The sequence below is a fragment of the Sphingobium xenophagum genome, from assembly GCF_031457465.1.
GTDB lineage: Bacteria > Pseudomonadota > Alphaproteobacteria > Sphingomonadales > Sphingomonadaceae > Sphingobium > Sphingobium xenophagum_A.
This window is the reverse complement of the sequence record NZ_JAVDWV010000006.1, coordinates 67,071-78,807: the sequence shown is the minus strand read 5'-3', so window position 1 is coordinate 78,807 and position 11,737 is coordinate 67,071. Positions and strand designations below refer to the sequence as shown.

The window sequence follows — 11,737 nt, the reverse complement described above, 5'->3', positions numbered from 1 at the left end:
GGCTCCCGAAAAGGGGAAGGGTGCTATTTTCCCCGGTAAAATAATTGCGGGTTCCTCTGGATGAAGCGACGAACCCAATTGTCGATCCGGCCCTTGCGTTGTTCCTTCATAGTTCGCCATCCGATGAAGCTCATCACCGCAGCGCCGATCGCATCGACGATCAGATCCCACATCGTATCGGTCAGCCCCGACGGATCGCCAAGCATCGGCTTCTGCATGGTGAAGCCGAATAGCTGATCCATCGCAAATTCGAACATTTCCCACAACGTCCCGATGCCAAGCCCGAAAAAGAAGGCGAAGAGGGCGATGAAGGATGGACGCATCCGCAGATCGACCAGTTCATTCTCGTTGAGGATGTAGACGATCAGAAAGCCGAGCAGGCCCAGCAGCAGGCCTGCCGTGCCATGCAGTGCCAGATCCCACCACCATAGCCATTCATAATAGTCCCTGACCTCGCCCAGGAAGAGCGTGGCAAAGATGAACAGGATCGCCAGGAGTTGAAGTTCCGACGGAATGACGACCGGAAGGCGTTTGCGCGCAACAACCGGGACAAGGGTTGCCGCCATCACGCTGACCACCAGAAAGACGTGCATCCATCGGGCATCTCTGACAAGGAACAGGAGTTCCAGGGCCATGACGAGTTGCATTGCGATCAGCACGCCGAGATGGGCACGCTTCACCAGGCCGGGGCTTTCAGGCTGTTCGGACATGATCTAATGTTCCGGTATGTTACCATCTAAGCTTTTGCCAACTCAGACCAAAATCGGGCGTGGCAGCCAGGTCCGGCGGCGATAGGGAGTGTTACCGATAGGGTGGTCCTTGTCTATCTGCTAGACCGGACAAGGAAGCGAAGGCCTATTCATAGCCTCTGATCAGGAGGGGAGGACGCTATTAACCTCCCGAAAAAGCCAGAAGAGCAGCATTGAACGATATCGAAACCCTGCACTCGCCAAGAAAGATCACGCTGGCCACTGACCTTAGTTGCCGGTGCGACCGGGCGCTTGATCGCGCTGTCGAACTTGCACAGCGCTGGAATGCGACCTTGGTGATTGCCCATGTCGTTGAACCCAATGGCATGGATGATGATATCTCTGCGCCCGCCCTGCCATCCTGGCGACGCGGCATCGACCCTCTGGAAAGAGCCAGGCAGCAGATCCGCCGGGAACTGGGTGTCGATAGTGCGAATATAGAAATCCGCGTCGATGAAGGACAGCCCGCGCCACAATTGTTGGACATCGCCCAGCGGGAAGGGTGCGATCTGATCATCACAGGCATGGCGCGGGATGAACCGTTTGGCCGCATGCTGCTGGGAACCACGGTCAACCAGCTTGTTCGACGTTCTTCCGTTCCGTTGCTCGTGGTCAAGCGGCGGGCAGTCCGTCCCTATCGGCAGATTGTGGTCGCGACCGATTTCTCGGAAAGTTCTCGCCATGCGCTGATGACCGCCGTGGGCTGTTTTCCCGACGCAGCCTTCACGCTTTTCCACGGCTATGATGTTCCGTTTGCAAGCTTTCTCGACAAACGCGGATTGCGCGATCAGGTGAGTGCGCTGGAGAAAGAGTGCGGAGAAGAATTTCTCTCCGCCACCCCGCTGGACGAAAAGCGGCGTCGCCACATTCCTACGCTGATCGAACATGGCATCCCCGAACGGCTTTTGTCGAACTATGTTCGTGACCGGGGGGCGGACCTGACTGTCATTGGCAGCCATGGCAGAACCGCCCTTTTCGACGTGCTGATCGGCAGCATGACCCAGCGCCTTCTGGAAGCGGTGGCAGGCGATATCCTGGTCGTGATTGACCCTCAGGCCCGAAAATGGGCCTGAGACGCTAGCGCAGGCCAACTGGACATCGCCGTCCTTGGGCACCGACTGGTAAGGTTGCGTTGGGCAAGCGATGTGGAGGAATCGGGAGATTGCGGACATCAATGACTGGGTACCGGACAAAGTTGCGCATATCCGACGGGTATATGTTGACCAGAGCCATCCAGTTATGGCAATCGCCCCGCGTATCAGGTTAGCGGCGTGAACCATGCTGTAAAATCTTGGTGCATGCTGGCGTTAAGCCAAGGCGATGCGGGTATAGCTCAATGGTAGAGCACTAGCCTTCCAAGCTTGTGATGCGGGTTCGATCCCCGCTACCCGCTCCAGCAGAAAAACCCGGAAATCAGCCCGGCTTCGGTCCCGAACTCGCCCGCTCCATCAGCGTGAACAGAAATTCCGGCGCATCTTCTGGGCCGTTGGCGAGTGCGTCTATGACCGCGCGGCCCATATCTTCCAGCGGCTGGCGCACCGTCGTCAGCGGCGGCCAGGATGTCAGGCTGGCGGGCGTATCGTCGAAGCCGACCACCGAAAGATCTTCCGGCACCCGCAAACCGATCTGATGCGCCAGCGTCAGCACGCCCAGCGCCATATCGTCATTGGTGGCAAAGATCGCGCTTGGCGGTTCGGGCAGCGCCAGCAAGGCCTCGCCCGCCGCAATGCCGGACGTGAAGGTGAAGCCGCCGCAGACGAACAGGCTCTCGTCGATCGGCACCGCCGCTGCGGCCAGCCCGTCGCGAAACCCTTCGACCCGGCGCAATGCCGATCGGTGCTTGGCGGGCGGGGTGATGATGCCGATCCGGCGATGGCCATGCGCGATCAGATGGTCCGCGACCATGCGCCCGGCCGCGCGTTCGGGCGTGTGGATATTGAAGCCCGCCCCGACCACCGACCCGGCGATCCGCGCGCAAGCTAGGCGCAACTCGGCGAGGCGCGCCAGCAGCGCCTCATCATCCGACAAGGGCGGCACCAGCAACACACCATCGGGGCGCAGGGCCGCCACCAGCCGGTCGAGTACGTCGAACCGCTCTTCTCCACCCGGCGAGATCGGTTCCACGACGAGATGATAGCCCAATTCGCGGCAGCGCGCGGCGGCCCCAGACTGGATGCCGCTGATATAGCCGGGCGCAGGATTGCTGTAGAGATAGGCAATCATGAACGACCGCCCGCCTGCCAGCCGCCGCGCCGACTGATTGGGCCGATAGCCCAGTTCGCGCACCGCCGCCTGCACCCGCTCGCGCAATTCGGCGCTGACATTGGGGGCCTGATTGACGACGCGCGATACCGTCTTGATCGACACTTTGGCGAGGGCAGCGACGTCGTGAATGCTGGTCATGGATAGTCTGGCTCGAAACAACGGAAGCGTTCGTCATGCGGCGCAAAGGCGGCGCTTGGCAAGTCGCGATCATGCGCCCTATGCTTCACCACAACAAGGAATGGACGGGCAGGACATGGGTGACGTGATCAATTTGCGCCAGGCGCGCAAGGCAAAGGCCCGCACGGACAAGGCGCAGCAGGCCGACGCCAACCGCGCGAAGTTCGGCCGCACCAAGGCGCAGCGTCAGGCGGACGACGCCCAGCGCGCACGGCAGGAGGCGGCGGTCGACGCGGCCTATCGGGAAGACCGCACCCTCGAATAAGGCCGGGCCGCCGGCCCCTGTTCCGGTTGCGCTTTTGCCCCTTGCCTGATACCGGCGCGCGCATCATCCGCGCCATTCCCGAACAGAAGAGTCGCCCACCATGTCTGACAAGATCAACCGCATCGTCCTCGCCTTTTCCGGTGGCCTCGACACCAGCGTGATCCTGAAATGGCTGCAACAGACTTATAACTGCGAAGTGGTGACCTTCACCGCCGACCTGGGGCAGGGCGAGGAACTGGAGCCAGCCCGCGCCAAGGCGCGGCTGATGGGCGTCAAGGAAGAGCATATCTTCATCGACGACCTGCGCGAAGAGTTCGTGGCGGACTATGTCTTCCCGATGATGCGCTCCAACGCGCTGTATGAAGGCCTCTATCTGCTCGGCACGTCGATCGCCCGGCCGCTGATTGCCAAGCGCCAGATCGAGATCGCCAAGATGGTTGGCGCGGACGCCGTGTCGCATGGCGCGACCGGCAAGGGCAATGACCAGGTCCGCTTTGAACTGGGCTATTATGCCCTGTCGCCCGACATCAAGGTGATCGCACCATGGCGTGAATGGGATTTGACCAGCCGCACCAAGCTGATCGAGTTCGCCGAAAAGAACCAGATTCCGATCGCCAAGGACAAGCGCGGCGAAAGTCCCTTCTCGACCGACGCGAACATGCTCCACACCTCGTCCGAGGGCAAAGTGCTGGAAGACCCGTGGGATGAAGTCCCTGACTATGTCTATTCGCGCACGGTCAACCCGGAGGACGCGCCCGACGCGCCCGAATATATCACCATTGATTTTGAGCGCGGCGACGGCGTCGCGATCAACGGCGTCGCCATGAGCCCCGCGACCTTGCTTGAAACGCTGAACGATTATGGCCGTAAACATGGGATTGGCCGCCTCGACCTCGTTGAAAACCGCTTCGTCGGCATGAAGTCGCGCGGCATGTATGAAACGCCGGGCGGCACAATCTATCACTTCGCCCATCGCGGCATCGAGCAGGTGACGCTGGATCGCGGCGCGGCGCATCTGAAGGACGAACTCGCCCCGCGCTATGCCGAGCTGATCTATAACGGCTTCTGGTTCTCGCCGGAGCGCGAGATGCTGCAGGCCGCGATCGACCATAGCCAGGAAAAGGTCACCGGCACGGTCCGCCTCAAACTCTACAAGGGCGGCGTCTATATCGTCGGGCGCAAGTCGCCTTACTCGCTCTACAGCGAAAAGGTCGTGACCTTTGAGGACGACGCCGGTGCCTATGATCAGCGCGATGCGGCGGGCTTCATCAAATTGAACGCATTGCGTCTGCGTCTGCTGGGCCGTCGCGACCGTTAATTCGGTCGCGTCTGGCGCAGGACTGCAACTCACCGCACGGTTTGCGATCCGTTAACCACTATGGCCCCATGTCGCTTGCAAGGAGACATGGGGCGTGCATGGCATCATATTGGAAACGGCGTCCGTTTTTCGCGCCATCGAACGATCGACCGCGATCGTTAGCTTCGACATGGCCTGCCGGGTCATCGGGGCGAATGATAATTTCCTCACCCTCTTCCGCTATGATTTTGCCGATATCCAGTTGCGGCCGCATAGTCTCTTCTGCGAGCCCGGCTATGCCGACACGGCGGAATATACCGCTTTTTGGGATCGGCTCCGGTCGGGCCATTTCGACACGGGCGTCTATCGCCGACAGGATCGGCATGGCCGTCTCATTTGGATCCGGGGGAGCTATAATCCGATGTTCGATGAACATGGCGTTCAGACCGGCATCATAAAATTCGCGACCGACATCAGCGCCGAGCAGGAGGCTATCGCCGCGCGCGAGGATGCCGAACAGCGACTGGGACGTCAGGAGAGGGATCGCCGTGCCAGTATCGAACGGGTGCTGAGCGAAGTGAGCGGTATTGTCGATGCGATCGACGGCATAGCCCGCCAGACCAATTTGCTGGCGCTCAATGCCTCGATCGAGGCGGCGCGGGCGGGTGAGGCGGGCCGGGGCTTTTCCGTCGTCGCCGCTGAGGTCAAGAAGCTGGCGCTCGACACCCAAAGCGCGACCAGAGATGCGCGTGCCGTGATCTCCGGCTGATCGCGCCTGTTACACGTTGCGACAAAGTCACCCATGCCATGACATAGTTGCGGGACAAAATGGGTCGATAAGCATCTTCAAGGACGGCGACACGTCGTTCGGTATAGATGCTTTGGAAGGAACAGGACATGATCCGCAAGTTTTTTGGAACCGTTGCGCTCGGCTCGCTGGTTGTCGGCGGCCTTGCCGCTTCCCACGTCGCTTTCGCCCAGCCGGGTGATGGTCCCGGCCGGGGTGGCCGTGGCGGGGGCATGATGATGATGGCCGATGCCAACAAGGACGGCACGATCACCAAGGCGGAATTGACCGCCGCACTCGAAGCCCGCTTCGCCAAGATGGATATCGACAAGGATGGCAAGCTGACCCAGGCGGACCGCGATGCGATGCGCACCCAGCGCCTCGACGCCCGCTTTGCTAAGCTGGACACCGACAAGAATGGCCAGATCAGCAAGGCGGAAATGGCCGCCGCGCAGGACGGCCGGTCGGGAAAGCGCGCCGAAGCGGGCAAGCCCGGTGGGCCGGAAGGTCGCAACTGGGGTGGTCGCCATCATGGCGGCCCCGGCAAGGGCGGCATGATGATGGGCGGCCGCGCCGATGCGAACAAGGATGGCACCGTGACCAAGGCTGAATTCATGGCCGGACCGATGGCCATGTTCGACAAGGCTGACACCAACAAGGACGGCAAGGTCACCGCCGATGAAATGAAGGCCGCGCGTGACGCCATGCGGGGTGCCTGGAAGGACCGTAAGGCACCGCCGCCGCCCGCGGGCTGATGTGACACCTCCCTGTTCACGGTCAGGCCCGGCATCCCCTGCCACCCCTGAACCGGACCGTGAACCCTCTAGGAAGGACGAAGGCTGGCTCCCCCGCCATGCCTTCGCCCTTCCAACTTTTTCCCGCCCATGACAGACAGGCGCAATGAGCGAAAAACCCCATCTCTTGCTCGTCGATGACGAGCGTTCGATCCGCGAGCCACTGGCGCAATATCTGTCGCGCAATGGCTTTCGCGTCACCGCCGTCGATAGCGCGGCGGAGGCGCGCATTCGCCTCAACGCCAATGCGATCGACATGGTGATCCTCGACATCATGATGCCGGGCGAAGACGGGCTGTCGCTCTGCCGCCACATTCGCGAGACCAGCGAAATTCCTGTCATCCTGCTTACCGCCCGCACCGAAGAAACCGACCGCATCGTGGGCCTTGAAATGGGCGCGGACGATTATGTGCTCAAACCCTTCTCTCCGCGCGAACTGGTCGCCCGGATCAAGGTGATCTTCCGCCGCGTCGCCACCGGCGGCCAGCGCGTGACCGCGCCCGACGGCGCCAATTACAGTTTTGCCGGATGGCTGCTCAAGACGCAGGAACGCACGCTGGTAGACAGCGAGGGCGTGTCGCTGCCGCTGTCGACGGCGGAATATAATCTGATGCTGGCCTTTGCCACCCGCCCCAATTCGGTGCTGAGCCGCGACCAATTGCTCGACATCACCCAGGGCCGCGAGGCCAACGCTTTCGACCGCGCGATCGACAACCAGATCAGCCGCCTGCGCAAGAAGATCGAGCCGGACCCCAAAAATCCGACCCTCATCAAGACCGTATGGGGCGGGGGCTACACCCTGTCCGCCGAGGTGCGTAAGCTGTGAAGCGCCTCCGTCTCTGGCCGCAAAGCCTGGTCGGGCAGATCATCGCGCTCGTCGCGCTGGCGTTGTTCGTGGCGCAGGCGATCAATTTCGGCCTGCTCTATCGCGAGCGGATACGCCTGCAATTGACCGCACAGACCGCCCCCGTCGTCGCGCGGGTCGTCGATGCGCTCGACAACCGAGCCGACCGCCCCGGTCCGGCGCGAATGCGGGCGCGCTTCGTACAGGGCGTGCCGCAATTGGACGGCGATGCGCGTCCCGACATTGAAAAGCGGGCCGCCGCGATGTTCGAGGATCTGGGGCTGCGCATCCTGACCGTGCGCGTGGTGCAGGATGATGCGGTGATGCCGATGCGGCGCTGGGAGCGGATACGGGTCCGTGCTGGCGACGAACGGCCGCATGATCACCGTGTCGCGCGTCTCACGCTGGCGGCCGAATATGAACCGGGCAAATGGGTCGTCACGCAAGCCCGCAGCGGCGATCGCCCGGCCCGCTTTGGCGGCTGGCTGATCGGCCAGACCCTCATCCTCTATGTCATCGTCCTGCTGCCGCTGCTCTGGATCGGCAGCCGTCTCGCCCGCCCCCTGAAGCAGCTGACCGGATCGGCGCAGCAATTTGCCCGAACCGGCGTGGCCGATGCCGTGGACGAACGCGGCCCCGGCGATGTGCGCGACCTCACCATGGCATTCAACGCCATGCGGTCGCGCATCATCGCGATGCTGGACGAGAAGGACCGGATGCTGGGCGCAATCGGCCATGATTTGCGCACGCCGCTCGCCTCGCTGCGGGTGCGCGCCGAATCGGTCGAGGATGATGCCGAACGCGCACGCATGTCCGAAACCATTGATGAGATGAACCGGATGCTGGAGGATATCCTCTCGCTCGCGCGCGCTGGACGCAGCACGGAAGCGGTGCAGAAGGTCGATCTCGCTGCGCTCGCCGATGCCGTGGTCGAGGATTTCATCGAACTGGAATCGCCCGTCGATATGACTGAAAGCGACCGCGCCGTCGCCTTCGTGCGCCCCCAACAGATCCGCCGCGCCCTGCGCAACCTCATCGAAAATGCCATCGTCTATGGCGAGCGCGCCCATGTGTCGGTGGTGCGCGAAGCGGGTTCCATTCGGCTGGTCGTTGCCGATGACGGCCCCGGCATCGCCGAGGACCGGATGGAAGAAATGCTGGAACCCTTCACCCGCCTCGAAGGATCGCGTAACCGGGAGACAGGCGGAGCAGGGCTGGGCCTCGCGCTGGTGCGCGCGATCATGGCCGAACATCAGGGCGAGTTGCGCCTCACCAACCGCCCCCAAGGCGGGCTGGAGGCGAGCCTCGTGCTGCCTGCATGATCTAAGCGCGTGATGCGCCGACCCGTCAGTCGGCAAGGTGGAGGCCTTGCATCCACCCTGCTGATCGCGCACATTGGGGTGCCCAACCGAGGATATGCCCCATGTTTGGCCTTATGCTTCTTCTCCAGATGCCCAGCGATATTGTGGTTACGGGCCAGCGCCTTGTCGAGGCGCAGGCGGAGTGCGTCCAGACTGGCTGCACGCCGCTGCGCGATGCACAGGCGACGATTGCCCTGGCGGAAGTGCAGTTCAGGGATGGCGACTATCGTGATGCGAAAAAGCTATTGTCCGCCGCGATTGGTCGCAACAAGAAGGAAGCCACCGCTGCACCCAGGCCCGTTGCCGCTCTGTATGAGGCCTATGCGACAATTGCACTTCATGAGGGCGACAAGGAGACCTATCGGCGCGCCGTCGTCAATCAGGTGCGAATCTTGCGGGAGCACCTGCCAGAAGATGATCCTTCCCGTATCTCCGGTTCGACGGCTTTGGGCGACATGTGGATCAAGCTGGGCGATTATCGACAGGCGGAGATAACATATCGTAGCATTGAACAGGCCGCGTTAGCGTCGGGTCAGGACAAGGCAGCCATGCTGGCGGGCATGAAGCGCGTATGGCTGAACGCTGCGCGGGGTGATGACCGGACGTCCACCGAACTGCTCGATCAGCTGGAAAGCCGCCCACTTGCCCAAAACGCGGGCTATCAAACTGCATTGCGGGTTCTCCGTCTTCGCTTGGCCGCGCGCCAAGCCGATGAGAAGGAAATCACCCGGCTCATTGCCGAACTCGGCCCGCGTGAGGACAGTGACTCGTTGCTCATCTGGTCGCCACCCTATGAGTCGAACGCAGCAGAGGCCGCCGATGCGCAGGCCCGAATGTTTGGCACACCCAATTTGGCTGACGCCAGAGGGAGCGATTATAGCGGCATCCGCTGGGCCGATATCGGCTTTTGGGTACGCCCCGACGGACGCACCGAGGACATCGAAATTCTGCGGGGCTCCGTATCGAAAGGCTGGGTGCAACCGGCTCTCCAGCAAATCGCCGGCCGTCGTTACTCCGCAAGTGTAGACCCGGACAATGGTCAGGGGCACTATCGTATAGAGCGCTTCACCCAGCGCAGCGAGTATAGGATCCCTCACGGAAGCCTTGTTAAACGGCGTATCGCAACCGGCGGCTATGATATATTGGACTTGACCGAGACACCCGCCGACCCTCCGGCTTGAGCTCTCCAATACCTCAATGCTGGCCTGGTTTGCTCGACGTTCCCGCCGCTGACGGGTTGATCAGCGCCGCGCCGCTTGGCAGCGCCGTGCCGCCCATGTCGAGCTTCTTGGCCTGTTCCGTCGCGACGCGAACCGGATCGTCACGTTCCTTGATCGCGGCCTTGGTCTCCGCGTCCATGTCCGCATCCTCCGCGCCGTCGCCGCCACGGGTCCAGCCCAGGATAATCGACATGCGCCGGTTGCGCGGGTCATAGCTGTCGCCCTTGATGAAGGGTTCGCGATCGGCGACCCCCTCGATCCGGGCGAAGCGGGCGTTGCCGATACCGCTGTCAGCCAGCGCTTTACGCGTCGATTCGGCGCGGCTGGATGACAGCAGCCAATTATTCATCGTCCGTCCCGACGCATAGGGCAGGCCATCGGTATGGCCGCGCACGATGAGCAGGTTGGGCATGGTCTGCAGGGCGGTGGCGACCTCGGCGATCAGCGCGCGGGCCTGCGGCACCAGCCGGTCGGTGCCCATCGCGAACATCGCAAAGTCCGCTTCGTCGATCAGGTCGATGCGCAATCCCTCGCGCGTCTCGGTGAACCGCACATGTTTGCGCAGTTTTTCCAGTCCCTTGCGCATCATCTGCGCTTCCAGCTTTTTCTTGATCGATTCGAACTTCTGCCGGTCGGCGGCGCGCATCGCCTTGCCGCCTTGGTCCTTGGTGCCGCTCGCGTCCCTCGGAATCGTGATCGACAAATTGCCCTGACCGCCGGTGGTCGGATAATTTTCCTTGCCCATGATGGAGTCGCCACCCATCAGTCCGGTGGAGCCAGCCGACGCCATTTTGAGTTCGACCAGCGTCGGCGTGAAATAGTCGGCCAGCGCCTTGCGCTGCTTCTCCGTGGTCGCGCCCAGCAGCCACATCAGCAGGAAGAAGGCCATCATCGCCGTCACGAAATCGGCGTAGGCGACTTTCCACGCACCGCCATGATGACCGCCATGACCCTCCACGATGATCTTCTTGACGATGATCGGCCGTGGTTCCGGCTCGTTCGCGCCGCGCTTCTTGTCCCCTGCTGCCACGGCTTATTTGCCCCGCATGCCGTCGAACACTTCGGCAAAGGCCGGCTGGTTCGCATGGGGCAGGCTGGAGCGCGCGGCCTCAATCACCAGCGGCTGCGGATGACCGTGGAGCGAGGCGACGATGATCTGCTTGACGACATGATAGATTGCGCCGTCCGCCTCGATCACGCTGCGGCACCGATTGGCGAAGGGATTGACCATGCCATAGGCGAGCAACACGCCGAGAAAGGTGCCGACCAGCGCCGAACCGATCATCGCGCCCAAAATCGCGGGCGGCTGGTCGATCGACCCCATCGTCTTGACCACGCCAAGCACGGCGGCGACGATGCCGAGCGCAGGCAGGGCGTCGGCCAGACCTTGCAGATTGTCGGCGGGTTTGATCGCTTCATGATGATGGGTCTTGAGGCTGTTATCCATCACATCCTCGACCGCATGCGGATCGAGCGTGCCCGACGACACCACCACCAGGCGCAGCGTGTCGCTGATCAGGTGGATCAGCGTCTTGTCCTTCATCAGGCGCGGATATTCGGTGAAGATGGTCGAGCTGGCCGGATCTTCGATATGCGGTTCCAGTGCAACCGGGCCTTCGACCCGCAACGTCTTCATCAGCTTGCTGACAAGGAAGATGCAGTCGAGGAAATCCTGCTTCTTATATTGCGGCCCCTTGAACACCTTGGCGAGGCCTCCGCCCAGCGCCTTGAGGTCGGCACCCGAATTGCCGATGATCAGCGCGCCAACGGCCGCGCCACCGATGATCATCATTTCATGGGGCAGGGCGTGCAACACCGGGCCGATATCGCCGCCAGTGATGATGAACCCGCCAAATACCATGACCAACAGGACGACAAGGCCGATGACTGCTAACATGGTAATCCCCGAAAAATCTGCCCTAGGGCCTCGACCCGATGAAAGGGGCCATCACTTGGTTAATACGGACTGGTTAGCGGC

General features: G+C 62.1%; 12 protein-coding genes and 1 tRNA gene. 9 read left to right on the top strand and 4 right to left on the bottom strand.

Annotated features, from left to right (window positions below):
- Positions 1–23 precede the first annotated feature (23 nt).
- A complete protein-coding gene (locus J2W40_RS07490; RefSeq protein ID WP_310223214.1) occupies positions 24–710 on the bottom strand; it encodes a DUF2238 domain-containing protein in 687 nt (228 codons plus the stop codon).
- 212 nt (positions 711–922) lie between these two features.
- Here J2W40_RS07490 and J2W40_RS07485 point away from each other — a divergent pair, with 212 nt between their 5' ends.
- Entirely contained in the window at positions 923–1,822 is a 900-nt protein-coding gene (locus J2W40_RS07485; protein WP_310223213.1) for a universal stress protein, read from the top strand.
- A gap of 249 nt (positions 1,823–2,071) precedes the next feature.
- Positions 2,072–2,145 (top strand) — tRNA-Gly (locus J2W40_RS07480).
- 17 nt (positions 2,146–2,162) lie between these two features.
- Here J2W40_RS07480 and J2W40_RS07475 read toward each other — a convergent pair.
- Positions 2,163–3,152, bottom strand: coding sequence for a LacI family DNA-binding transcriptional regulator (locus J2W40_RS07475; protein WP_310223211.1), 990 nt, complete (start codon positions 3,150–3,152; stop codon positions 2,163–2,165).
- A 115-nt stretch (positions 3,153–3,267) separates the two neighbouring features.
- On the opposite strand from J2W40_RS07475, the gene J2W40_RS07470 reads away from it, so the two are divergent.
- From J2W40_RS07470 to J2W40_RS07440, 7 genes are all read left to right on the top strand, one after another.
- Positions 3,268–3,456 (top strand): DUF4169 family protein, encoded by a 189-nt coding sequence (locus J2W40_RS07470; RefSeq protein WP_310223209.1) that lies wholly within the window; start codon positions 3,268–3,270, stop codon positions 3,454–3,456.
- A 100-nt stretch (positions 3,457–3,556) separates the two neighbouring features.
- Positions 3,557–4,774, top strand: a complete 1,218-nt coding sequence (locus J2W40_RS07465) for an argininosuccinate synthase (RefSeq protein ID WP_310223207.1) — start codon at positions 3,557–3,559, stop codon at positions 4,772–4,774.
- Between the two features lie 94 nt (positions 4,775–4,868).
- On the top strand, positions 4,869–5,522 hold the full coding sequence (locus tag J2W40_RS07460) for a methyl-accepting chemotaxis protein (protein ID WP_310223205.1): 654 nt from the start codon (positions 4,869–4,871) through the stop codon (positions 5,520–5,522).
- A 128-nt stretch (positions 5,523–5,650) separates the two neighbouring features.
- The gene (locus J2W40_RS07455) at positions 5,651–6,295 is read left to right on the top strand and encodes an EF-hand domain-containing protein (protein ID WP_310223203.1); all 645 of its coding nucleotides are present in this window, start codon (positions 5,651–5,653) and stop codon (positions 6,293–6,295) included.
- Positions 6,296–6,440: 145 nt separating this feature from the next.
- Positions 6,441–7,160, top strand: coding sequence for a response regulator (locus J2W40_RS07450; protein ID WP_310223201.1), 720 nt, complete (start codon positions 6,441–6,443; stop codon positions 7,158–7,160).
- Positions 7,157–8,500 (top strand): sensor histidine kinase, encoded by a 1,344-nt coding sequence (locus tag J2W40_RS07445; protein WP_310223199.1) that lies wholly within the window; start codon positions 7,157–7,159, stop codon positions 8,498–8,500. The genes J2W40_RS07450 and J2W40_RS07445 overlap by 4 nt, the downstream gene beginning before the upstream one ends.
- Positions 8,501–8,601: 101 nt before the next feature.
- Positions 8,602–9,720 carry a tetratricopeptide repeat protein gene (locus J2W40_RS07440; protein ID WP_310223197.1) on the top strand — a complete coding sequence of 373 codons (1,119 nt, stop codon included), beginning with the start codon at positions 8,602–8,604 and terminating at the stop codon, positions 9,718–9,720.
- Positions 9,721–9,733: 13 nt separating this feature from the next.
- Here J2W40_RS07440 and J2W40_RS07435 read toward each other — a convergent pair whose 3' ends face one another.
- Both J2W40_RS07435 and motA read right to left on the bottom strand, forming a co-directional pair.
- On the bottom strand, positions 9,734–10,789 hold the full coding sequence (locus J2W40_RS07435) for a flagellar motor protein MotB (protein WP_310223195.1): 1,056 nt from the start codon (positions 10,787–10,789) through the stop codon (positions 9,734–9,736).
- Between the two features lie 3 nt (positions 10,790–10,792).
- A complete protein-coding gene (gene motA, locus J2W40_RS07430; RefSeq protein WP_037477018.1) occupies positions 10,793–11,656 on the bottom strand; it encodes a flagellar motor stator protein MotA in 864 nt (287 codons plus the stop codon).
- Positions 11,657–11,737 lie beyond the last annotated feature (81 nt).

Coding starts and splice junctions, on each gene's coding strand:
- J2W40_RS07490 (WP_310223214.1), bottom strand. CDS start 710: ATGTCCGAACAGCCTGAAAGCCCCGGCCTGGTGAAGCGTGCCCATCTC.
- J2W40_RS07475 (WP_310223211.1), bottom strand. CDS start 3,152: ATGACCAGCATTCACGACGTCGCTGCCCTCGCCAAAGTGTCGATCAAG.
- J2W40_RS07470 (WP_310223209.1), top strand. CDS start 3,268: ATGGGTGACGTGATCAATTTGCGCCAGGCGCGCAAGGCAAAGGCCCGC.
- J2W40_RS07465 (WP_310223207.1), top strand. CDS start 3,557: ATGTCTGACAAGATCAACCGCATCGTCCTCGCCTTTTCCGGTGGCCTC.
- J2W40_RS07455 (WP_310223203.1), top strand. CDS start 5,651: ATGATCCGCAAGTTTTTTGGAACCGTTGCGCTCGGCTCGCTGGTTGTC.
- J2W40_RS07450 (WP_310223201.1), top strand. CDS start 6,441: ATGAGCGAAAAACCCCATCTCTTGCTCGTCGATGACGAGCGTTCGATC.
- J2W40_RS07440 (WP_310223197.1), top strand. CDS start 8,602: ATGTTTGGCCTTATGCTTCTTCTCCAGATGCCCAGCGATATTGTGGTT.
- motA (WP_037477018.1), bottom strand. CDS start 11,656: ATGTTAGCAGTCATCGGCCTTGTCGTCCTGTTGGTCATGGTATTTGGC.